This window comes from Pseudomonadota bacterium (assembly GCA_039815145.1).
Taxonomy (GTDB): Bacteria; Pseudomonadota; Gammaproteobacteria; order Steroidobacterales; family JBCBZW01; genus JBCBZW01.
On the sequence record JBCBZW010000001.1, the window covers coordinates 60,762 to 84,107 of the forward strand.

20 protein-coding genes are annotated in these 23,346 nt (G+C 66.6%); 11 read left to right on the plus strand and 9 right to left on the minus strand.

What is annotated here, in order from left to right:
- Window positions 1-62: 62 nt before the first annotated feature.
- Together prmC and moeB are read left to right on the plus strand one after the other, a co-directional pair.
- Complete coding sequence (prmC, locus tag AAF184_00255) at window positions 63-944, plus strand: peptide chain release factor N(5)-glutamine methyltransferase (protein ID MEO0420736.1); 882 nt, start codon at window positions 63-65, stop codon at window positions 942-944.
- 4 nt (window positions 945-948) lie between these two features.
- Entirely contained in the window at window positions 949-1,719 is a 771-nt protein-coding gene (gene moeB / locus AAF184_00260; GenBank protein MEO0420737.1) for a molybdopterin-synthase adenylyltransferase MoeB, read from the plus strand.
- A 7-nt stretch (window positions 1,720-1,726) separates the two neighbouring features.
- On the opposite strand, the gene AAF184_00265 is transcribed toward moeB, so the two are convergent.
- The 9 genes from AAF184_00265 to gatC all read right to left on the minus strand — a co-directional run bounded on the left by AAF184_00265 (window position 1,727) and on the right by gatC (window position 13,452).
- A complete protein-coding gene (locus tag AAF184_00265) occupies window positions 1,727-2,173 on the minus strand; it encodes a hypothetical protein (GenBank protein MEO0420738.1) in 447 nt (148 codons plus the stop codon).
- Between the two features lie 132 nt (window positions 2,174-2,305).
- Entirely contained in the window at window positions 2,306-6,055 is a 3,750-nt protein-coding gene (gene metH, locus AAF184_00270) for a methionine synthase (protein ID MEO0420739.1), read from the minus strand.
- A gap of 113 nt (window positions 6,056-6,168) precedes the next feature.
- Window positions 6,169-7,059 (minus strand): methylenetetrahydrofolate reductase, encoded by an 891-nt coding sequence (metF, locus tag AAF184_00275; GenBank protein MEO0420740.1) that lies wholly within the window; start codon window positions 7,057-7,059, stop codon window positions 6,169-6,171.
- Window positions 7,060-7,117: 58 nt separating this feature from the next.
- A complete protein-coding gene (locus tag AAF184_00280) occupies window positions 7,118-8,098 on the minus strand; it encodes a metalloregulator ArsR/SmtB family transcription factor (protein MEO0420741.1) in 981 nt (326 codons plus the stop codon).
- Between the two features lie 192 nt (window positions 8,099-8,290).
- On the minus strand, window positions 8,291-9,223 hold the full coding sequence (locus AAF184_00285; protein MEO0420742.1) for an aminotransferase class IV: 933 nt from the start codon (window positions 9,221-9,223) through the stop codon (window positions 8,291-8,293).
- Between the two features lie 20 nt (window positions 9,224-9,243).
- Complete coding sequence (locus tag AAF184_00290; protein MEO0420743.1) at window positions 9,244-10,215, minus strand: Hsp33 family molecular chaperone HslO; 972 nt, start codon at window positions 10,213-10,215, stop codon at window positions 9,244-9,246.
- A complete protein-coding gene (gatB, locus tag AAF184_00295) occupies window positions 10,199-11,647 on the minus strand; it encodes an Asp-tRNA(Asn)/Glu-tRNA(Gln) amidotransferase subunit GatB (GenBank protein MEO0420744.1) in 1,449 nt (482 codons plus the stop codon). Before gatB ends, AAF184_00290 begins: the two co-directional genes overlap by 17 nt.
- Window positions 11,644-13,110, minus strand: coding sequence for an Asp-tRNA(Asn)/Glu-tRNA(Gln) amidotransferase subunit GatA (gatA, locus tag AAF184_00300; GenBank protein MEO0420745.1), 1,467 nt, complete (start codon window positions 13,108-13,110; stop codon window positions 11,644-11,646). Before gatA ends, gatB begins: the two co-directional genes overlap by 4 nt.
- Window positions 13,111-13,164: 54 nt before the next feature.
- On the minus strand, window positions 13,165-13,452 hold the full coding sequence (gatC, locus tag AAF184_00305) for an Asp-tRNA(Asn)/Glu-tRNA(Gln) amidotransferase subunit GatC (protein MEO0420746.1): 288 nt from the start codon (window positions 13,450-13,452) through the stop codon (window positions 13,165-13,167).
- A 115-nt stretch (window positions 13,453-13,567) separates the two neighbouring features.
- Here gatC and AAF184_00310 point away from each other — a divergent pair, with 115 nt between their 5' ends.
- The 9 genes from AAF184_00310 to AAF184_00350 all read left to right on the plus strand — a co-directional run bounded on the left by AAF184_00310 (window position 13,568) and on the right by AAF184_00350 (window position 23,317).
- The gene (locus AAF184_00310; protein MEO0420747.1) at window positions 13,568-14,608 is read left to right on the plus strand and encodes a rod shape-determining protein; all 1,041 of its coding nucleotides are present in this window, start codon (window positions 13,568-13,570) and stop codon (window positions 14,606-14,608) included.
- 209 nt (window positions 14,609-14,817) lie between these two features.
- A complete protein-coding gene (gene mreC / locus AAF184_00315) occupies window positions 14,818-15,774 on the plus strand; it encodes a rod shape-determining protein MreC (protein MEO0420748.1) in 957 nt (318 codons plus the stop codon).
- Window positions 15,771-16,265, plus strand: coding sequence for a rod shape-determining protein MreD (mreD, locus tag AAF184_00320; protein ID MEO0420749.1), 495 nt, complete (start codon window positions 15,771-15,773; stop codon window positions 16,263-16,265). Before mreC ends, mreD begins: the two co-directional genes overlap by 4 nt.
- Window positions 16,266-16,292: 27 nt before the next feature.
- Window positions 16,293-18,182 (plus strand): penicillin-binding protein 2, encoded by a 1,890-nt coding sequence (mrdA, locus tag AAF184_00325; GenBank protein ID MEO0420750.1) that lies wholly within the window; start codon window positions 16,293-16,295, stop codon window positions 18,180-18,182.
- Between the two features lie 82 nt (window positions 18,183-18,264).
- Window positions 18,265-19,335: a rod shape-determining protein RodA gene (rodA, locus tag AAF184_00330; GenBank protein MEO0420751.1), complete on the plus strand. Its 1,071-nt coding sequence runs from the start codon at window positions 18,265-18,267 to the stop codon at window positions 19,333-19,335.
- Window positions 19,332-20,333 carry a lytic murein transglycosylase B gene (gene mltB, locus AAF184_00335; protein ID MEO0420752.1) on the plus strand — a complete coding sequence of 334 codons (1,002 nt, stop codon included), beginning with the start codon at window positions 19,332-19,334 and terminating at the stop codon, window positions 20,331-20,333. Before rodA ends, mltB begins: the two co-directional genes overlap by 4 nt.
- Complete coding sequence (locus AAF184_00340) at window positions 20,330-21,190, plus strand: septal ring lytic transglycosylase RlpA family protein (protein ID MEO0420753.1); 861 nt, start codon at window positions 20,330-20,332, stop codon at window positions 21,188-21,190. The genes mltB and AAF184_00340 overlap by 4 nt, the downstream gene beginning before the upstream one ends.
- Before the next feature lie 105 nt (window positions 21,191-21,295).
- Window positions 21,296-22,429, plus strand: coding sequence for a D-alanyl-D-alanine carboxypeptidase family protein (locus AAF184_00345; GenBank protein ID MEO0420754.1), 1,134 nt, complete (start codon window positions 21,296-21,298; stop codon window positions 22,427-22,429).
- Window positions 22,430-23,317, plus strand: a complete 888-nt coding sequence (locus AAF184_00350) for an aminotransferase class IV (protein MEO0420755.1) — start codon at window positions 22,430-22,432, stop codon at window positions 23,315-23,317.
- Window positions 23,318-23,346: the final 29 nt, after the last annotated feature.

Sequence of the window (23,346 nt, forward strand, 5' to 3'; positions counted from 1 at the left end):
AGCCGGAGCCCGCGTTTTTTTCCGCGGAACGCACGCGCCGCGATTCGGCTACCATCGCGACCATGACGGAGCAGGAGATCTCGATCTTGCAGGTGCTCGCCCACGCCCGTGAACGCGGCCTCGAGCGCCTCGACGCGGAGGTGCTGGTGGCGCGCGCCCTCGGCCGCCCGCGCAGCTGGCTGCGGGCCTGGCCCGAGCATACGTGCACGGCCTCGGAATTCGATGCGTGCGACGCCCTGATCGGCCGCCGCGCTCACGGCGAACCGATCGCCTACATCCTCGGCGAGCGGGAGTTCTGGTCCCTTCCCCTGCGCGTGGACGAGCACGCCCTGATCCCACGCCCGGATACGGAGACCCTCGTGCAACGGGCGCTGCGCTTGCGCGACGCCATCGACCGCTGGGCCAGTCCCGTCGCCCGCGTCTTAGACCTCGGCACGGGCAGTGGCGCGATCGCCCTCGCCCTCGCCAGTGAAGCGCCCCACTGGCACCTCACCGCGACGGACGTCAACCGAGAGACCCTGCGCCTCGCCGGCATCAACGCCGAACGCCTCGGCCTGACCTTGCACTTACGACACGGCCATTGGTGGCAGGCACTGGACGATGAGCCCCCCTTCCACCTCATCGTCTCCAATCCGCCCTATCTCCCACAGGATGACCCTCACCTGCGCGAGGGCGATCTGCGCTTCGAGCCACGCACCGCCCTCGTCAGCGGCGAGGACGGCCTCGACGCCTTGCGCGAGATCGTCGGTGGCGCGCGCTCACACCTGCGAGACGGCGGCTGGCTACTCGTCGAACACGGTTACCAACAGGGCCCGGCCGTGCGCGACCTGTTCGCCAGCGCCGGCTACGAAGACATCGAAACGGACCTGGATCTGAACGGCCACGAGCGCGTCACCCTCGGACGCTGCCCACAGTATCCTCACCTCCACACACTGTCTCGATAGCACGATGACCGAACACCGCTTGAGCGGCGCCGCTCGCCTTCGCTACGCCCGACACCTCGCCCTGCCCCAGGTAGGAGAGGCCGGACAACACACCATCGGTCGCGGGCGTGTGCTCGTCATCGGCCTCGGCGGACTCGGTTCACCGGCCAGCCTCTACCTTGCCTCGGCAGGCATCGGTGAGCTGTGGCTGAACGACTTCGATCGCGTGGACGGCTCGAACCTTCAACGCCAGGTGCTCTATCGAGCGAGCGATGTGGGCGAGCGTAAAGCGACGGCTGCCGCCAAGGCCCTGCGAGAGGTGAACGGCGACGTGAAGCTGCACCCGCTCGACGAGCGCCTGGACCAGGCGGGGCTGCGCGATGCGGTCGGTGCCGTCGACGTCGTCCTTGATGGCAGCGACAACTTCGCCACGCGCTTCGCCGTGAACGCGGCGTGCGCCCAGGTCGGCACGCCTGTGGTGTCAGGCGCGGCGATCCGCTTCGAAGGACAGCTCGCCGTGTTCCGGCACGATCGTCGTCGACAGCACGGCGAGGACACGCCGTGCTATCGCTGCCTGTTCGCCGAGAGCGATGAGGCCAACGAGGACTGCCAGGGCAACGGCGTCTTCGCTCCCCTCGTGGGCACGGTGGGCACCATGATGGCAGCGGAAGCCCTAAAGCTTTTGCTAGGGGTGGGCGAGGACAGCGCTGGGCGCTTGCTCACCTACGATGCACTGAACATGCACTGGCGGTCCTTGCGCTTCGCACGGGACCCGGCCTGCCCGGTATGCGCCTGAAAGGCTGCTAGTGTAGGTCGGCCAGGCCCGGGTTGGCATACATGGCCGGCGCGCGCCCGCTGCGAAGGAGGCCGCGATCCGGCGCCCCCAGGCGTTTCAGGGGCAGCCCCGCCGCCGCCATCGCCTCGCGCAGACGACTCAGGTAACCGGGAACCTCCTCGGCCGTGCTCTCCACCACGCTGACGGCCTCCCGGTCACCGGTGAGAGCGGCAGCGAAGGTCACCTCGTCGCGGGTCAACTCGCCCGACGACGGCTTGGCCACGACGAGCTGACGCGGCGTTTCCTGGGCCACGGCCACTACCAGGTCCTTCAGGCTGTCCAGGGCGCTGGCAGCGCCCGCGATCTCGAAGCTGCGCGGCACGCACCACGGCGTCCCCTTATCGCGAATCGCGGCGCCCACCAGATGGCGCGCGGCCCACATGATGAGCTGTGCGCCCGTGCTCAATTCACTCATTCGCGTTACGGGGATAGCAGTCATTGGCACTCCGTCGTCCAGCAGATCCATCACGTGTTGGATACGGTAGTCTACCCGATCCTTAAATGCAAATGATTCTCATTGATGGTAACGAAACGCCCGCGCTCCCCTTTAGGCGGCCGACTCCCGCGCCTGCTCGGCAGCCTCCTGCTGGGGATCGTAGCCCAGGCTCGGGGCCAGCCAGCGCTCCGCCTCCTGCACGCTCATGCCCTTGCGCGCCGCGTAGTCCTCCACCTGATCGCGAGCGATGGTGCCGAGCACGAAGTACTGCGATTGCGGGTGTGAGTAGTACATACCGCTCACGGAGGAGGCCGGGTACATGGCCAGGGACTCGGTGAGACGGATGCCCGTGCAGGCCTCCACATCCAACCACTTCCACAGGGTCTCCTTCTCCGTGTGGTCCGGGCAGGAGGGGTAGCCCGGCGCCGGCCGGATGCCCTGGTAGCGCTCGTCGATGAGTTCGTCGTTGCTCAGGGACTCCTCCGGCTGGTAGCCCCAGAATTCCTTGCGCACACGCTCGTGCATGAGCTCCGCGAAGGCTTCGGCGAAGCGATCCGCGAGGGCTTTGAGCATAATCGCGCTGTAGTCGTCGTGGGCTGCCTCGAAGCGCTCCACGTGCTCCTCGATGCCGATGCCGGCGGTCACGGCGAACCCACCCACCCAGTCGATCACCCCGCTCTCGCGCGGCGCCACGAAGTCCGAGAGACACAGGTGCGAGTGGCCGTCGGGCTTGGTCTTCTGCTGGCGCAGGTTGCGCAGGGTCTGCAGCACCTCGCTGCGCGACTCGTCCGCGTAGATCTCCACATCGTCGTGATTGACCGCGTTGGCGGGGAAGAAACCCACCACGGCCTTCGCCCCCAGCCAGCGCTCCTCGACGATCTGCTTCAGCATCGCCTGGGCGTCCGCGTAGAGTTTGGAGGCCTCCTCGCCGATCACCGGGTCCTTGAGCAACTGAGGGAACTTCCCGTTCAGCTGCCAAGCGTTGAAGAAGGGCTTCCAGTCGAAGTACTGCATGAGCTCTTCGAGCGAATAATCCTCGAAGGTGTGAACGCCGGTCTTCAGCGGCCGCGGCGGCGTGTAGGTGGACCAGTCCGGCGCGAAGCGGTTGGCGCGCGCCTCCTCCAGCGTGAGGCTGGGCGTCTTGCGATGGCGCCCGGCGTGCTGCTGGCGACGCTTCTCATAGTCCGACGCCACCTTCTGCATGAAGGTGACGCGTGAGTCCTCACCCACCAGCGCCTGGGCCACACCCACGGCGCGCGAGGCGTCTTTCACGTACACCACGGGCCCTTCGTACTGCGGGTCGATCTTCACCGCCGTGTGCGCGGGCGAGGTAGTGGCGCCGCCGATGAGCAGGGGAATCTCCATCCCCAGGCGCTGCATCTCCGCGCCCACGTGCACCATCTCGTCGAGGGACGGCGTGATCAGGCCGGACAGGCCGATGATATCGACATTCTCCTCGCGCGCCTTCTCCAGAATCTTGTCCGCGGGGACCATCACGCCCATGTCGATGACCTCGAAGTTGTTGCACTGGAGCACGACGCCCACGATGTTCTTGCCGATGTCGTGCACATCGCCCTTCACGGTGGCCATGAGGATCTTCCCATTGGACTGACGGGCACCCCCACCGTTCTCCTCCTGCTCCTTCTCGATGAAAGGCACGAGGTGGGCCACCGCCTTCTTCATGACCCGCGCCGACTTCACCACCTGGGGCAGGAACATCTTGCCCTCGCCGAAGAGGTCGCCGACCACGTTCATGCCGTCCATGAGCGGGCCCTCGATCACGTGCAGGGGACGCTCGGCGCCCTGGCGGGCCTGCTCCGTGTCCTCGATCACGAACTCGTCGATACCCTTGACCAGCGCGTGTTCCAGGCGCTTCTGCACGGGCAGTTCGCGCCAGGCCTTGTTATCGACCTTCTTCGCACTGGAGCCGTCGCCCTTGTAGTTAGCGGCGATGTCGAGCAGGCGCTCCGTGGCGTCGTCGCGACGGTTCAGGATCACGTCCTCCACGTGCTCGCGCAACTCGTCGGGGATGTCGTCGTAGATCGCCAGCTGACCTGCGTTGACGATGGCCATGTCCATGCCCGCGCGGATCGCGTGGTAGAGGAACACACTGTGCATCGCCTCGCGCACGGGGTTGTTGCCGCGGAAGGAGAAGGACACGTTGGAAAGGCCACCGCTCACGGCTGCGTGGGGCAGGTTCTCCTTGATCAGGCGAGTGGCTTCGATGAAGTCGACGCCGTAGTTGTTGTGCTCCTCGATACCCGTCGCCACGGCGAAGATGTTGGGATCGAAGATGATGTCCTCGGGCGGGAAGTCGATCTCCCGTGTCAGGATCTCGTAGGAGCGCTTACAGATCTCGTACTTGCGCTCGATCGTGTCCGCCTGGCCCTTCTCATCAAAGGCCATGACCACCACCGCGGCGCCGTAGTCGCGCACCATGCGCGCCTGCTCGAGGAAAGGCTCGATGCCCTCCTTCATGCTGATCGAGTTGACGATGGCCTTGCCCTGGATGCACTTCAGGCCCGCTTCGATCACGCTCCACTTGGAGGAGTCGATCATCACCGGCACGCGGGCGATATCGGGCTCGCCGGCGATCAGGTTCATGAACTTCTCCATGGCCGCCTCGGAGTCGAGCATGCCCTCGTCCATGTTGATGTCGATCACCTGAGCGCCGTTCTCCACCTGCTGGCGGGCGACGTCGAGGGCGGCGTTGTAGTCGTCGGCCTCGATGAGCTTGCGGAACTTGGCCGAGCCGGTGACGTTGGTGCGCTCGCCGACGTTCAAGAACAAGCTGTCGGCGCCGATGTTCAGGGGCTCGAGGCCGCTCAGGCGCATCTTGCGGGGCACGTCCGGGATCTGCCGGCGCGGCATATCGCGCACGGTCTCGGCGATGGCGCGGATGTGATCGGGCGTGGTGCCGCAACAGCCGCCAACCACATTCAGGAAGCCGGCCTCGGCGAACTCCTTGATGATCGCCGCCATCTGCTCGGGGGTCTGGTCGTACTCACCGAATTCGTTAGGCAGACCAGCATTGGGGTGCGCACTCACGTGCGTGTCGGCGATATTGGAGAGCTCCTCCAGGTAGGGACGAAGCTCCTCCGCGCCAAGGGCGCAGTTCAGGCCGATGAGCAGCGGGTTGGAGTGGCGCACGGAGTTCCAGAAGGCCTCGCCGGTCTGGCCGGACAGGGTGCGACCGGACGCATCCGTGATCGTGCCGGAGATGAAGATCGGCAGCTCGATACCGAGCTCGTTGTACACACGACGGATACCGAACAGGGCGGCCTTCGCGTTCAGCGTGTCGAAGATCGTCTCCACCAGCATGAGGTCCGCACCGCCCTCGATGAGGGCGCGGGCGCCATCAGCGTAGGTGTCGGCGAGCTGATCGAAGGTGATGTTGCGCTTACCGGGGTCGTTGACATCCGGTGAGAGCGACGCCGTGCGGTTGGTCGGGCCGAGCACGCCCGCTACGAAGCGCTGCTGCCCCGTCTCCGCGGTGACCTCATCCGCCACCTCGCGCGCCAAACGTGCCCCTGCCAGGTTCACCTCACGCACGTAGTCCTGCATGTCGTAGTCGGCGAGGGCCGGGTAGTTGGCCGAGAAGGTGTTGGTCTCGACGATGTCCGCGCCCGCCTCCAGGTAGGCCCGATGAATCTCCTTCACGATCTGCGGCTGGGTCAGCACCAACAGGTCGTTGTTGCCCTTGACGTCGAGGTGCCAGTCCTTGAACGGCTCACCGCGATAGGCCGCCTCGTCCAGCTTGTAGCGCTGGATCATGGTGCCCATGGCGCCGTCGAGGACGAGAATGCGTTCCTCGAGGAGGGCATGGAGCGCGGCGATACGGGTGTCGGATGCTGAAGCCATGGGGAGATTCCTAGGGGATAGCGAGAATGCGGTCGAGACGACTACGCGCCGGGCGCCCGAGGGGGCGACCGACGCGCAGCGTACGGTGATTGGTTCTATTCAGTGCCTGAACGTCATGCGGCCTTGTGGCTGTCGCTCGGGGCCTTGCCGCGCACGCCGAGCCAGTGACAGATGGCGTAGACCAGCTCGTAGCGGTTCAGCGTGTAGAAGTGGAAGTTCTCCACGCCGCGCTCGCGCAGGTAGTCCACCTGTTCGATGGCCGTGTTGGCCGCGATCAGACGGCGAGTCACCGGATCGTCGTCCAGGCCTTCGAAGCGCTGCGCCAGCCAATCGGGCACGGAGGTGCCGCAGCGATCGGCGAACACCAGCATGCGCGCGTAGTTGGTCACCGGTAGCAGGCCCGGCACGATCTCCGCCTCGATACCCACCGACGCGCAGCGATCGCGGAAGCGCAGGAAATGGTCGCAGTCGAAGAAGAACTGGCTGATCGCGCGGGTGGCACCGGCATCCACCTTGCGCTTGAGGTTCACCAGGTCGAACTGCGCGCTCGGCGCCGACGGGTGCACCTCGGGGTAGGCGGCCACGGAGACTTCGAAGTCACCGATGCGCTTGAGCCCCTCCACCAGGTCGGCAGCGTAAGCGTAGCCCCCCGGGTGCGGCGCGTACGTGCTCTGGCCGGCCGAGGGGTCGCCGCGCAGGGCCACGATGTGACGAATGCCGGCATCCCAGTACTGGCGGGCGATCTCGTCGATCTCCTCGCGCGTCGCATCCACGCAGGTGAGATGCGCGGCCGGCTCCATCGTGGTCTCCTGCTTGATGCGGGTGACCACCTCGTGCGTGCGATCGCGGGTGGAACCGTCGGCACCGTAGGTCACGGAGACGAAGCTCGGGCTCAAGCGCTCCAGGTGCTCCACGGAGCGCCACAGCGTTTCCGCCATCGCCTCGTCTTTCGGCGGAAAGAACTCGAAGGAGACCTTGGGCGCGGGGCGGCTAGAGGTTTTCATCGGTGACTCCAAGTCATCTGCAGGCCCGCTGGGGCGGGCTCGTTCGATTGTTGTGCATTCATGCGGCGACGACCTGTGGGGTCGGTGCACGCTGGGCAACGGTGAGCATCACCGTCAGCGATTCACTGGCCAGGCGCGTCGTGCGCTGATGGGTCAGGCCCGCGCGGCGCAGCCATTCCTCGACGTCCGACTCGCGCACGCCGAATTGGCGACCGAGCCCCTCGCCGTCCAAGGCTTTGGCGGCGTCAGCACTGCAGGCGAAGTCGACCACCAGTAAGCAGCCATCCGCGCGTAGCACCCGTGAAGCCTCGGCCACGACCTCCGCGGGACGCTGCGCTTCGAACAGGATCTGATCCATCGTCACCGTGTCGAAGCTCGCCGCCGCGAAGGGCAGGTTGTACATATCGGCCTGGCGCACCATGGCACGCCGGTCCAGGCCGGACTCGTGCAAAGCAGCCCGCGCCACCTTGAGCATCTCCGGGTCGAGGTCGACGCCCACGGCGCTCTCGGCGTGGCGGCCGAGCAGCTTCAAGATCCGGCCCGTGCCCGTGCCGATGTCGAGCAACTCCCCGAGCTGCCCGTCGCGCGTGCCCTCAAGGGCTTGCAGTACGGCCCGCGCGAACTCGGCGGTGCCAATGCTCGCATCGAGCAGTCGGTGCCAATCCTCTGCGTGGAAGCGCAGGTAGCTAGCGGCGGCACTGGCACGCTCCGCACGGATTTCGGCGAGGCGCTCGCGATCCCGGCAGAACTGCGGGTCATCTTCGGCCACCATCGCCAGCGCCTGGCGCACCAGCTCGGCACCGCTGCCACGGGCGACCGCTCGGTAGAGCACGGAGTGGCGCTCGCGAAAACGCAGTAGCAATCCGGCGTTCTGTAAGACCTTCAGGTGTCTCGACACCCGCGGCTGACTCTGCCCCAGAATGCGGGTCAATTCGGTGACGCTAAGCTCACCCTGGGAACAAACGGCGAGAAGTCGGAGCCGGCTTTCCTCGGCCACCGCCTTCAGGCTCTCGATCGTGTGCGTCAGCGACTCGCCCATGAATGCGAGTATGCAGATATCTTTATACTTTGCAAACGACGCGGTTCAAAAGACCGCACAAGCGTCGAGGATCGGCCACTCAGCTCGCCGCCCTGACGCTGGACGCAGGCCGGCAGCACCGTCTGAATAGACTTTTATTTCAGAGTGTTAGGAAGGTAGCCGCCGCACGCGCCAGTGGACTCTGCCGCGATCCTAGGACGCGTTCGCGCGCACCAAATGCCGGCTGAGCCAGGCCTGGTAGGCCTGCTGGAGCCGCTCCACCAGGGGACCGCGCCGAGGCGTCAAGGCGCGGCCGTCCACCTCCGTCACCGGCACCAACCCGGCGAAGGTGCCCGTGACGAACGCTTCGGCCGCCGAGTACACGTCGGTCAGGGTGAAGTTGCGCTCGCGAACGGTCATGCCCTGCTCGCGAGCCAGGGCGATGACGTTGGCCCGCGTGATCCCGCCCAGGCAGTAGTCGCCCGTCGATGTCCAGAGTTCGCCATCGGGCTGCACGATGAAGAAGTGCGTGCTGTTGCAGGTGGCGACGAAACCGTGCGGGTCCAGCATCAACGCCTCGTCGGCGCCCGCCTTGGCCGCCTGAATACAGGCGGTGATGCAGTTGAGCTTGCTGTGGGAGTTCAGGCCAGGGTCCTGCACGTCGGGATACCCTCGCCGCACGTGAACCGTGAACAGGCGGATGCCCTCCTCCACGGTGCTCGGCAGAGGATTCTTGTGCTCGGCGATGATCACCACGGTCGGTTTGCCGATGGTCACCCGCGGATCCTGGTACGGCGTCGCCTTGATCCCGCGCGTGACCATGAGCCGGATGTGCACGCCGTCGTGCATCTGGTTGGCCGCAAGGGTATCGAACAGGCGCGTCGTCAACTCCTCTGGCGTGAGACCGATGTCCATGTCGATCGCCTTGGCGCCCTGAAACAGGCGACCGAGGTGCTGATCGAGGAAGGCGATGCCCCCGTCGTGCACGCGCAGCCCCTCCCACACGCCATCGCCCAGGATGAATCCGGAATCGAACACCGATACCGTGGCCTGCGCCCGAGGCACCAGCTCACCGTTGACGTTGATCAGGATCGTCGCGTTGCGCGGATCATCCACGTACTCGTGGGTGCCGGTGGTGGTGTTCATCGTGCTTTCCTGTGGCCGGATCAGTGCAAGGTGACGTCGCTGCCATCAGGGCGCTCGTCACCGCGGGCGAACACCTCGACCACATCGTCGCCATCGAAGGCGTAGCTGCGACCGCAGAACTCGCAGGACACGCTGAGGGAGCCGCTCTCGGCGATCTCCGCGTCCACCTCCTCGCGCCCCATCATGCGCAGCACGCGCTCGATGCGCTCGCGCGAACACGGACAGTGGAACTGCACAGGCGATGGATCGAACAGCCGCACATCGTCGCGCGGAAAGAGCTGGCGCAGGAGCGCTTCGTCGCCGTGACGGGGCAACACGTCGGGCGGCGTCACGTCGACCAGGCCCTGCAGGCGATTCCAGTGATTGCCCGCCTCGATCTCGCTCGCCTCAGACGCGTTTTCCTCCAGGGGCATCTGCTGCAACAGCAGGCCCACCACGCGCTGGCGATGGGCGGACAGCCATAAGCGCGTGGGAAGCTGCTCGGAGTTGGCGAAGTAATCCTCTAGGCACGCCACAAAGGTCGGTCGGTCGAGGGCGATGATGCCCTGATAGCGCTGACCGTCGTCGGCTTCGATGCTGAGCACGAGGCGGCCCTCGCCCACCAGATCGCGGAAGCTGCTCACCTCGCGCGCCCGATCCTCCGCGTGCGCCATCGCACGCATGGTCAGATCGCTGCGACACTGAACCACCAACATCCGCAGGGGACCTTCGCCCGTCACCTGAAGGGTCATGCGGCCATCGAACTTGAGCGACGAGGCCAGCAGGGCCACCGCCCCCATGGCTTGACCGAGCACCTCACGCACGGGAATGGCGTAGGGCCGCGAGGCCAGCGCCGCCTTCCAGCTCTCCGTGAGGTCGACGAGCTGCCCGCGCACCGGCGTGTCCTCGAAGACGAAGCGCCGTACCTTATCGGGATGGCGCTCTACGCGACGCGTGTTCTCGTCTTCCTCATCGTCGCGCGGCGGCGCGGGGGGCTCACCCGTCAGTGGCATTGAGCTTCGCCTTCAACAGTTCGTTCACCTGAGCCGGGTTCGCCTTACCCTTGCTCGCCTTCATCACCTGCCCGACAAAGTACCCCAGGAGGGCCTCCTTGCCGGCACGGTATTGCTCCAGTTGTTTAGGATTATTGGCGATTGCCTCGTCTACCATCGCTTCGATGGCGCCGCTGTCGGTGATCTGCTTCAGGCCCTTCGCCTCGATCACCGCATCGGCATCGCCCTCGCCAGCCCACATGGCTTCGAAGATCTGCTTGGCGAGCTTGCCGGAGATCGTGTTGTCGAGCACCCGACTCAGGAGCCCGGCGAGCTGCTCGGCCGACACCCGACTCTCGCCTATCTCCAGACCGTCCTTGTTGAGGGCCCCGGAGAGCTCCCCCATCACCCAGTTGGCGGCGAGCTTGGCGTTGCCCTGCCCCACCTGCACCACCACCGCCTCGAAGTAGTCGGCGATGGCTCGGCTCACGGTGAGAAGGTCCGCATCATCGGCGGACAGGCCGTACTCCGCCTCGAAGCGCGCCAGTTTCGCCTCGGGAAGCTCGGGCAGGCTCGACCGCACCTCGTTGATGTAGGCGTCATCAATCTCGACGGGCAGCAAGTCCGGGTCGGGGAAGTAGCGGTAGTCGTTCGCCTCCTCCTTGCTACGCATGGAGCGCGTCTCGTCCTTGCCTTCGTCGTAGAGGCGAGTCTCCTGCACCACCTGACCGCCGCCCTCGATCACATCGATCTGCCGCTCCACCTCATAGTTGATGGCGCGCTCGAGGAAGCGAATGGAGTTCAGGTTCTTGAGCTCCGCCCGCGTGCCCAGCTTCTCATCCCCGAGACGACGAATGGACACGTTCGCATCGCAGCGCAGGGAGCCCTCCTGCATGTTGCCGTCACAGATACCGAGATACTGCACCAACGTTCGCAACTTGCGCAGGTAGGCCGCCGCCTCCTTGGCACTACGAAGATCGGGCTCGGAGACGATCTCCAGCAGGGGCGTACCGGCACGGTTGAGGTCGATGCCGGACTGTCCGTCGAAGTCCTCGTGCAACGACTTACCCGCATCTTCCTCGAGGTGCGCACGGGTGATGGCGATGCGCTTCGTGCTGCCGTCGTCGAGGGCGATATCCAGATGGCCCTTACCCACGATCGGCAGCTCGTACTGAGAGATCTGATAACCCTTGGGCAGATCGGGGTAGAAATAGTTCTTACGCGCAAAGACCGACCGATGGGCGACCTGGGCATCTATCGCCAACCCCAGACGCACCGCCATCTCCACCGCTCGCGCATTCAGCACGGGCAACACGCCGGGATATCCAAGATCGATAAGGCTAGCTTGCGTATTAGGCTCGGCGCCATACGCCGTCGATGAGCCGGAGAAGATCTTGGCGCTGGTGAGCAGCTGGGCGTGGACTTCGAGCCCGATGACCACCTCCCAGCTCATGACATCGCCCCCTCGGGGGCGAGCGAATGGTGATCCGTCGCCCGCTGGTAGGCATGGCCGACGCGCAGCATCCGCGCCTCCTCGAAGTGCGGACAGATGACCTGCAGCCCCACCGGCAAGCCCTCGACCATCCCGCACGGCACGGACATGCCTGGCAGGCCCGCGAGGCTGACGCCGATGGTGTAGATGTCGTTCAGGTACATGGTGATCGGATCGTCGGTCTTTTCCCCGAGGGGGAATGCGGGCGTCGGCGAGGTCGGCGCGAGCAGCACGTCCACCTGTTGGAAGGCAGCCGCGAAATCGGCGGCGATCAGCTGGCGTACCTGCTGCGCCTTCAGGTAGTAGGCGTCGTAGTAGCCGGCAGAGAGGGCGTAGGTGCCGGTCATGATGCGACGCTTCACCTCATCGCCAAAGCCTTCCCCGCGGCTGCGCGTGTAGAGATCGAGCAGGTCCTTCGGGTCTTCGCAACGGTAGCCGTAGCGCACCCCGTCGAAGCGCGAGAGGTTGGACGAGCATTCGGCGGGAGCGACGACGTAGTAGGCCGGCACGGACAGGCCGATGTTCGCAAGGCTCACGCCCTCCACCACCGTGGCGCCGAGCTCGCGCAGGGTCGCGATCGCCGCCTCGAGGGGCGCACGCATGGCGCCATCGAGTTGATCGCCGAAGAATTCCGCCGGCAGCCCGACCTTGAGGCCGTCGAGGCGCTCCGCGTCGGCGATCGCCGACGCGTAGCCGCCCATCGGTCGGTCGACGCTCGTGCTGTCGCGCGGATCGAAGCCACACATGGCGTCGAGCATAAGCGCCGCATCCGCCACACTCTGGGTGAGCGTGCCCCCCTGATCGAGGCTGGAAGCGAAGGCCACCATGCCGTAGCGCGGGACCGCGCCGTAGGTGGGCTTGACCCCGGTGATGCCCGTGAGCGCCGCGGGTTGGCGAATCGAACCGCCCGTGTCCGTGCCCGTGGCGCCGGGGACCAGTCGGGCGGCGACGGCGGCCGCCGATCCGCCGGAACTCCCGCCCGGCACGCGCGCCTCGTCCCAGGGGTTTCGCACCGGACCGAAGTAGCTGTTCTCGTTGGAGGAGCCCATCGCGAACTCATCCATGTTGGTCTTGCCGAGCATCACGCAACCGGCCGCGCCGAGGCGTTCCACCACGCTCGCGTCGTAGGGGGCGATGAAGTTCTCCAACATGCGCGACGCACAGGTGGTGCGCACGTCCTGCGTGCAGAAGAGGTCCTTGTGGGCAATCGGCACGCCCGTGAGCGGTCCACCTTCACCCGCCGCGATCCGCGCGTCGGCGGCCTCGGCCTGGGCCATCGCCTGGGCTTCGGTGACGGTGATGAACGCGTTCAGGCGGGGGTTGCGGGCCGCGATCCGATCCAGGAAATGGCGCGCCAGCTCGACGGCGCTCACCTCCCGGGCGCGCAGGGCGGTGGCCAGCTCGGACAGGGATCGGTCATGCATGGCAGCGTCTCGGCGGAATGCGGGTCGGGGGGGCGATGAACGGCACTCGCGCCATCACTCGATGACGCGTGGGACCAGGTACAGCCCGTCCTGCACGCTACTGGCGTTGCGCTGGTAGCGCTCGCGCTGGTCGCTCTCACTCACCTCATCGACGCGCAGGCGCTGGGTGCTCGGCACCGGATGGGCCATCGGCTGCACACCCTGCGTATCGGCAGCGTCGAGCTGCTGGACGAAGTCGATGATGCGCGAGAGGCTGCCGACGAACTCGGGCACCTGCTCCTCGCCTATGGACAGGCGTGCCAGGTAAGCAATTTTTTTGACCTCGTCGGGGGTGAGGGACATGGCGCCTTATCCTCAAAATAAAGGGATCCGGAGACGCGCCGGATGATACACGCGCCTTGCTCATGGTGACACCCGTTGCTATCGTGGAGGGCTTCACCATTGCCACGCGTGAACCATGCTCAAGACTCTGCGCGGTTACTTCTCCAACGACCTTTCCATCGACCTCGGCACCGCCAACACGCTTATCTACGCGCCCGGTGTCGGCATCGTCCTCGACGAACCCTCCGTGGTGGCCATCAAAGAGAACGCTGGCCGCGGCGAGAGCGTGTGTGCGGTCGGCACGGAAGCCAAGCTGATGCTGGGCCGCACCCCGGGCAACATCCGGGCGATCCGGCCCATGAAGGACGGCGTGATCGCCGACTTCGTGGTCACCCAGAAGATGCTCCAGTACTTCATCCGGCGGGCCCACGCGAGCCGCCTCATGCGCCCCTCACCGCGGGTGCTGGTGTGCGTACCTTACGGATCGACCCCCGTCGAGCGACGGGCGATCGAGGATTCAGCCGTCCACGCGGGTGCCCGCAAGGTGCACCTGATCCACGAGCCGATGGCGGCGGCGATCGGCGCCGGCATGCCCGTGCACGAGGCCCGCGGCTCGATGGTGCTCGACGTCGGCGGCGGCACCTCAGAGGTGGCTGTGATCTCCCTCAACGGCATCGTCTACGCTGAATCGGTCCGCATTGGCGGCGACCGCTTCGACGAAGCCATCATGAGCTACGTGCGCCGCAACTACGGCATCCTCATCGGCGACGCCACGGCCGAGCGCATCAAGCACGAGATCGGCTCCGCTTACCCGGGGCGTGAAGTGCTGGAGATCTCCGTCAAGGGCCGCAACCTCGCCGAAGGCGTGCCCCGCTCCTTCACCCTGAACAGCAACGAGATTCTCGAAGCCCTGCAAGAGCCCCTCCAGGGCATCGTCGGCGCCGTGAAGACGGCGCTCGAGAAGACGCCGCCGGAACTCGGCGCGGACGTGGCCGAGCGGGGCATCGTGCTCACGGGCGGTGGCGCCCTCCTACGCGACCTGGACAAGCTCCTGCAGGAAGAAACCGGCTTGCCCGTGCTGGTCGCCGAGGACCCCCTGACCTGCGTGGCGAAAGGTGGCGGCCGCGCCCTGGAACTGCTGGACGAACAGGGGCCTGGCATCTTCAGCCTCGACTAGGCGCTGGATCGAAAGCACAGCGCCAAACGCAGCATCGTTTTGAACTGGCGCACGAAACGAGCATCGGGTGCCCGCGAATTGAACACATAACGTCGTTATCAGGCGCAATTTATTGATCTAACACTTGTAAGTGTTTGCATTGCCCTGTAAAACGGCGGGAATTGTGAAGTAATTCTTGCAACACACAGGCTGCCGAGCACCACCGAGCTGTGACGTACGACGATCATCAGCCCAACCCTCGCTTCCATCGCGGCAACCTCGGCCTGAGGCTGGTGCTCCTCGGCGTGATGTCCGTCTGCCTCATGTGGGCAGACGCGCGCTTCCACCACCTCGATCAGATCCGCCGCGTGCTGTCAGCGGTCGTTTACCCCGTGCAACTGGTGGTCGACGCGCCGACCTCGATGATCGCTTGGCTTGGCGACAACTTTCGAGATCAACGCAGCCTGCGTCGAGAGAACGCGGCCCTGCGCCAGCGCCAACAGGAGCTCGGCGTAGGCCTGCTCCGCCTGTCGGCCCTCGAAGCGGAGAACGCACGCCTGCGAGCGTTGATGGACTCAACAGCCCGCATCAGCGACCGCGTTCTGCACGGCGAGATCATGGCTGTCGACATCGACGATCGCTTCCGCCACCGCGTCGTCATCGACCGTGGTCTCCACGCGGGCGCCTTCCCGGGTCAGGCCCTGGTCAATGCCGAGGGCATCGTGGGCCAGGTCCTGCGCGCCGACGACATGACCTCCGAAGCGATCCTGATCAGCGACCCCAGCCACGCCATCCCGGTGGCGATCAATCGCACGGGCCTGCTGACGATCGCCTACGGCACGGGTGACACGGGCCGCCTGAGCCTGCCCTTCGTGCCCAAGTCCGCCGATATTCGAGAGGGCGACCTACTCGTCACCTCCGGCCTCGGGGGAAGCTTCCCGGCCAACTACCCGGTCGCGCGAGTGACATCCATCGACCACCACGGTGACGAGTCCTTCGCCACCGTCGAGGCGGAGCCCGCCGCACGTCTGAACCAAACCCGCGAGCTCCTGCTCGTGTCGTCGCAACCGGGCACCGACACCCCCGCCACGCTCACGGCGGACGCCAGCAACGCCCCGTCGACCAAGGAAGACGCCGACGCGAAGAGCGCAAGCAGCGCCCTGACCGCCAGCACCCTGGAGCGATGACTGGCGGCGCCAGCAAGACGGCCACCGGGATCATCGTCATCTCGGTGATCCTCGCCCTCGCCCTGAGCGTGATGCCCCTGCCACCCGAGATCGAACTTGCACGGCCGCCATGGCTGCCGATGCTCATCGTCTACTGGGTGCTCCGTCGACCGGAGAGCTTCGGCCTGATCGCCGCCTGGGTCTGCGGCATCTTGCTCGACGCCCTGCAGGGCACGTTCCTCGGCCAACACGCCCTGGCCCTGACCATCGTCGCAGCCCTGGCTCAGCGCTTCCGCCTGCGCATGCGCGTGTCGCCGATCAGCCACCAGACGGCCAGCGTGGCCCTGCTCGCTGCCCTCTACGAATTCCTGCTCATGTGGGTCGACGGCCTCGCCGGCCAACCCACCGGCGGCATCGCCCGCTTCACCAGCGCGGCCACCGTGCTCGCGCTCTGGCCGCTGCTCGCCCTCGTGAGCAGCACCCGCGTCGCCACCACCGCCAGCGACAGCTGAGCGCCCGACGGCGCTACCCACCCGACGATGAGTGCCCAAGACGGACGCAACATAAAGGACACGGACCGGGAGGTCCGTCTCTACACCACGCGCATGGCGGTGGCGGCGCTGCTCGCCCTGGTCGCGGTGCTGGCCCTGGTCGGGCGCCTCACGTTCCTCCAGGTGCTCAACCACGAGCACTACCAAGCCCTCTCCACAGGCAACCGCGTGAAGATCGAACCGATCCCGCCCACGCGCGGCCTGATCAGCGATCGCAACGGTATCCGCATCGCCGACAACCTGCCCTCCTTCCAGTTGGAGATCACGCCGGAAGACGTTGATGACCTCGACGAAACGCTGGCGCGCCTGAGTCACGTGATCTCCCTTTCCGAGGGTGACCTGGAACGCTTCCGACGCGACTACAAGCGTCATCGACGCTTCGAACCGGTGCCGCTGAAGTACCAGCTAACGGAACAGGAAGTTGCTCAGTTCGCCGTGCAGCGGCAGTTCTTCGCCGGCGTCGACGTGCGCGCACGCCTGGCCAGGCGCTATCCCCTCGGCAGCATCGCCGCACACACCGTGGGCTACGTCGCCAGCCTCAACCAACGCGACCTGGAGCGCCTCGAGTCGGCGCGCTACGCAGGCACCACCCACACCGGTCGCACGGGCATCGAGCGCGCCCTCGAAGACACGCTCCAGGGCCGGCCGGGCTATCGCCAGATCCTGGTCAACGCCCAGGGCCGCTCCCTCAAGACCTTGAAGAACGATCCGCCCCAGGCGGGCCGGGACATCATGCTGACCCTGGACGTGCGCGTGCAGCGGGCCGCCGCCTCGGCGCTGCAAGGCCGGCGTGGCGCGATCGCGGCCGTCTCGCCCAAGGACGGCTCGGTCATCGCCCTCTACTCCAGCCCGGCCTTCGACCCCAACCTGTTCGGCACCGGCCTGTCCCAGGCGCAGTACGATCTGCTCGTGCGCAGCGATGACAAGCCCCTGTTCAACCGCGCGTTGCAGGGCGCATACCCCCCGGGCTCGACGATCAAGCCGATCCTGGGGCTCGCGGGCCTCACCCTACAGGTCGCCGACAGCACCGAAGCCCAATGGTGTCCCGGCTACTTCCAACTGCCGGGTGATTCGCATCGCTACCGCGACTGGAAGCCGCAGGGCCACGGCCATGTGAATCTGCGCTCGGCGATCGAGCAATCCTGCGACGTGTACTTCTACGAGTTGGCGACACGCCTTGGCGTCGACGTAATGCACGAGTTCCTGACCGGCTTCGGCCTCGGCTCGCGCAGCGGCCTCAACATCGGTAGCGAACACGCGGGTTTGGTGCCTTCCACCGAATGGAAGCGCACCGCCTTCCGTCGCCGCGCCGATCAGGTGTGGTTCCCGGGTGAGACCGTCATCGCGGGCATCGGCCAGGGCTACATGCTGAGCACGCCGCTGCAACTGGCCCGCGCCACCGCGATCCTCGGCGCCCGGGGGGAGCGCTACGCCCCGCGCATCGTCGAGGCCGTGCGCGATGAGGAGGACGGGCGCATGCACGCCCAACCCCCGCAGAAGCTGGCCCCGCTAGAGGCCACCCCCGAGGCCTGGCAGCAGGTGCTGCTGGCGATGCAGGGGGTGGTGCACGGGCAACGCGGTTCGGCCCGCGCCATGGGGCGTTCGAGCCCGTACCTGATGGCGGGTAAGTCCGGCACCGCGCAGGTCTTCACCGTCGCCCAGGACGACGAGTACGACGAGGAGGAGATCGCCGAGGCCCTGCGCGACCACGCGTGGTTCGTCGCCTTCGCCCCCTTCGAGGACCCGCAGATCGCCGTCGCCGTGATCGTCGAGAACGGCGGTAGCGGCAGCCGGGTCGCCGCGCCCATCGCGCGCACGGTCATGGATGCCTTCCTGCTGCCGGCAACGCCCGCGGCGGGCACGGTAGCGGGGCAGTAGGCGCGTGAGCAGTGCCAACCCTCTCTCCACCGGCTACGCCGACGGCACTGCCAATCCGAGCCGCGCGGGGGCACTCTTTCGCATCTTCCATCTGGATCTCCCCCTGCTCCTCGCCCTGCTGGCGCTGTGCGCCCTCGGCCTGGTCGTGCTCTACAGCGCCAGCGGCCAGAGCGACTACCTGCTGATCCGCCAGGCCGTACGCCTCGGACTCGCCTTCTTCGCCATGTTGGTGATCGCCCAGATCCCGCCCAATTACCTGCGCATCTGGTCGCCTTGGGCGTTCCTCGGCGGGACGGGGCTGCTCGTCGCCGTCCTGTTCCTGGGCGATGAAGGTGGCGGTGCCCAGCGCTGGCTCGACCTTGGCTTCATGCGCTTCCAGCCCTCGGAGATCATGAAGTTAGCGGTGCCGATGGCGGTCGCATGGCTACTCCATTCGAGACCGTTGCCGCCCTCGCTCATGATCATGTTTCTAGCCCTAGCCATGGTCATGGTGCCCGCCGCCCTGATCGCCCTGCAGCCAGACCTCGGCACGGCCCTGCTCATCGCGGTCAGCGGCCTGATCGTGCTCTTTCTGGGCGGCCTCAGCTGGCGCCTGATCATGGCCGGCGGGCTGACCGCCGCCGCGGCCGCGCCCGCGCTGTGGTTCGTCTACCTGCACGACTACCAGAAGGAACGCGTGCTCACCTTTCTGAACCCCGAGAGCGACCCCCTCGGCAGCGGCTACCACATCATTCAATCGAAGATCGCGATCGGCTCCGGGGGACTGTTCGGCAAGGGCTGGACCAACGGCAGCCAGGCGAGCCTGGACTTCCTGCCCGAGCCCTACACCGACTTCATCTTCGCCGTCCTCAGCGAGGAATTCGGCCTCATGGGCGTGCTCACCGTGCTCACCGCCTACGCCCTGGTGATCGGCCGCGGCTTGATGATCGCGGTGCAAGCGCAAGACACCTACTCGCGCCTGCTGAGCGGCAGCTTGAGCTTCACCTTCTTCGTGTACCTGATCGTCAATACGGGCATGGTGAGCGGCTTGCTGCCCGTGGTCGGCGTGCCCATGCCGTTGGTGAGCTACGGCGGCACCTCCATGGTGACCATCATGGCCGGTTTCGGTATCCTCATGTCCGTGCAGACACACCGGAGGCTGCTCTCGAGGTGAGGAAAGGACTCTCCTGTGCCGCTTGGTTGACGCTGGCGCTCGGCGCCGCCGCCAACGTGGCCCACGCCCTGGATGTGGCCGACGCCGACGTCGCCGCATTCATCGACACCACTGCCCGCGAACGCTCCATCGACAGCGCATGGCTAACGGAATTACTGGCCGAAGCGCAGATCAAATCGTCGATCGTGAAGGCCATCAGCCGCCCCGCAGAGCGCACCAAGCCCTGGCATGATTACCGCGATCTGTTCGTGCGCGAACCGCGCATCAGCGCCGGCGCCCGCTTCTGGGCCAGCCAGCGCGAGGCCCTGGACGCCACGGCGGAACGCTACGGCATTCCGCCGCGGGTGTTCGTAGCCATCCTCGGCATCGAGACCAACTACGGCACCACCCAGGGCGGCTACCGCGTGATCGACGCGCTCAGCACCCTGGCCTTCGCCTACCCACCGCGCGCCAAGTTCTTCCGCAGCGAGCTGACCCGATTCCTCGAGCTGGCCCACGCGGGCGATCTCGATCCGCGCACGGCCATGGGCTCCTACGCGGGCGCGATGGGCGCCCCCCAGTTCATGCCGAGCTCCTACATGGCCTACGCCGTGGACGCCAACGACGATGGCAGCCGAGACCTGTGGCAGAACTGGCCGGACATCATCGGCAGCATCGGCAACTACCTGGACGAACACGGCTGGCGGCCCGGTGAGCCGATCGTGGTTCCCGCCACCCTCGCCGAGGGCACCGACCCCGCGTCGTTGCCCAAGACCAAGCTCGCCCTCTCGCACACGGTGGGGAGCCTGCGCGCCACCGGCCTGCGCATCGATGAGTCGCTGGCGGACGACGCCAAGGCGGTCTTCATGCAACTCGACGGCGACGACGGCCCCGAGTACTGGGTGGGCCTGCGCAACTTCTACGTCATCACGCGCTACAACCACAGCGTGCTCTACGCGATGGCGGTGGTGACCCTCGGCAACTCGGTCGCCGACCAGTTGGCGCAAGCGGCCCGGTGAGCAGCACCGGCGCACATCGCCGGCAACCCTGGCTGCTCGGCATCCCTTCGGTACTCGCGCTCGCGCTGCTTATCGCGGGCTGCGCCAGCACCGGCGGCGGTAGCAGTAGCAGCGCTGGCGCCAGCCGCGCCCAGGCGAGCACGCGCGTCAGCCGCGCCGGCAACGCCCCGTTCTACGAAGTGATGGGGCAGCGCTACTACGTGATGACGCAAGCCAGCGACTACCGCGAGCGTGGCGTCGCCTCCTGGTACGGGTCGAAGTTTCACGGTCGGCCGACGGCGAGCGGCGAGATCTACGACATGTACGCGCTGAGCGCCGCCCACAAGACCCTGCCGATCCCCACCTACGTGCGCGTGCGCAACCTGGCCAACGGGCGCGCCATCGTCGTGCGCGTCAACGATCGCGGCCCCTTCGTCAAGAACCGCTTGATCGACCTGAGCTACGAAGCCGCCCGGCGCCTGGAGCTGATCGGCCCGGGAACGGGCCTGGTCGAGGTGCAAGTGGTTCCGCCGCCAGCGGAGCCCCCAGCACCAGCGCCCACGGTCGCCGCGACCACGGCGGCGTACACGCCGACCGAACCCGTCGTCCAGCAAACGGTGCAAACCGCGCCACCGAGCGAAGGCTTCGCGGAGTTCTTCGTGCAGGTGGGCGCCTTCTCCGATGCCACCAACGCGCAGCGCATGCGCTCACGCCTGCAGGCGCTGGGGTTCGAGAACGTAGTGGTCCACCGTGCCTCGCCGCCGGAACCGGCGTTTCGCGTACGGGTCGGACCCTTCTCAGATGTCCGCGCCTACGACGAAATCGTCGAACGGATGCGGCTCGCGAGCATTACCGATACATTCCTGACCGGCTACTAGTAGCGGCGGCTGCGCGGGTGGATCGCTCCCCTAGCAGCGCCACCGGTCAGCTCCAACTGCCGAGAGGCTCAAGGTTCCCGCATGCGTTCGATGTGCTCCCGATTATTGCTCATCCCACTGTTCCTGATCGCCGCTGGCAGCGCGATGGCGCAGCTCCCGTCCCTGCCTGTGCCCGCGCCACCACAAGTCGATGCACGCAGCTACATCCTCATCGACTTTCAGACCGGCAAGGTGCTGGCCGAACACGATGCAGATCGCGTGGTGCCCCCCGCCAGCCTAACGAAGCTGATGACTGCCTACTTGGTGTTCACGGAGCTGCGCGACGGCCGCCTGCGCCTGGATGAGGAGGTGCTCGTGAGCGAGCGCGCCTGGCGCATGAGGGGCTCTAAGATGTTCATCGAGGTGGGCGATCGGGTGCGGGTCGAGGATCTCATCCGCGGTGTCATCGTGCAGTCGGGCAACGATGCGAGCGTCGCCCTCGCAGAACACATCGCGGGCACGGAAGACGCCTTCGCCCTGCGCATGGAGCAGCAGGCCCGCGCCATGGGCCTCAACAACAGCCAGTTTCGTAACGCCACCGGCATGCCCGCCGAGCGCCATCGCGTCACCGCGCGCGACGTGGCGAAGCTGTCGCGGCGGCTGATCGCCGACTTCCCCGAGTACTACGCCATCTACTCAGAACGGGAGTTCAAGTTCGGTCCCATCAAGAAGCCCCAGCGCAACCGCAACCCCCTGCTCGGCAACTTCGACGGCGCCGATGGCCTGAAGACGGGCTACACCGCCGCAGCGGGCTACTGCCTGGCCGCCTCCGCCGAACGCGAGGGGCAGCGACTGATCTCGGTGGTGATGGGCACCAAGTCGGCGAACGCCCGCGCCAGCGCCAGCCGCGCCCTGCTGAACTACGGCTTCCGCTACTACGCCACCCACCGCCTTTACGGCATGGGCGAGACGATCGCCAGCGTCAAGGTGTGGAAGGGCGAGGTCGACGAGGTGCCCCTGGGTGTGCAGCAAGACCTGTGGATCACGATCCCCCGCGGCAGCTACGACCGCCTGCAAGCGAGCACCACCGTGAGCGAGCGCGCCATCGCGCCGGTCGATGGCGGCGAGACGCTCGGCCAGCTGCAGGTGATGCTGGACGGCGAGACGGTGGTCGATACGGAGCTCTACACCCTGACTCCGGTGCCGCCGGGCAGCTTCGCCAAGCGCACCTGGGATCAGGTGATGATGTGGTTCGACTAGGTGACCGATGTGGTCGGTAGGGTTTACCTCGACGGCGAGTTCCTACCCATCGCCGAGGCGCGGGTTCCCGTGCTCGACCGAGGCTTTCTGTTCGGTGATGCCGTCTACGAAGTCATCGCCGCCTACGACGGCGCGCTGTTCCTCGCCGATCGCCACCTAGAACGCCTGGCGCGGAGCCTGCAGGCGATCGCGTGCCCCAATCCGCTCGCGTCGACGGACTGGGCCATCCTGCTGCAGGACCTGCTCGCCGCCAACGCGGGGCAGGTGCCGGCCAGGGCTGCCGTGTACATTCAGGTCACCCGAGGTGACAGCCCCAAGCGCGCTCACACCTTCCCCGCCAGCATCAAGCCGCGCGTCCTGGTGATGCTCATGGAGAGCCCGGCGCCGCCACGAACGGCACGAGAGACCGGGCTGCACGCCGTCACCCTCGATGACCTGCGTTGGCGCGCCTGCCACATCAAGACCAATTCCCTGATCGGTAACGTCCTGGCGCGGGAAGGGGCTCGCGCGGCCGGCGCGGCCGAAGCGCTCCTGCATCGAGACGGGCTCGTGCACGAGGGCTCGAGCAGCAACGTGCTGGCTTGGATCGACGACACCCTTGTGTCCCCGCCCGACGGCCCCGATATCCTGCCGGGCGTCACTCGCGACTGGGTGCTGGAGCAGGCCGCCCAGGCTGGCGTACGCTGCGAGAGGCGGCCGATTCCCCTGCCGGCCTTGCGCGAGGCCGAGGAGGTCTGGATCACCAGCACGACGCGCGAAGTGCTGCCGGTGACGCGGCTCGATGAGCACGCCATCGGCGACGGCCGGCCCGGTCACCACTGGCACGATGCATGGTCCCGCTACCAAGCGTCGATCGCCGCAGGAGGGCCAGGCGCACACCGGGCCTGAGCCGGGACGCCATCACTAGTAGGAACTCG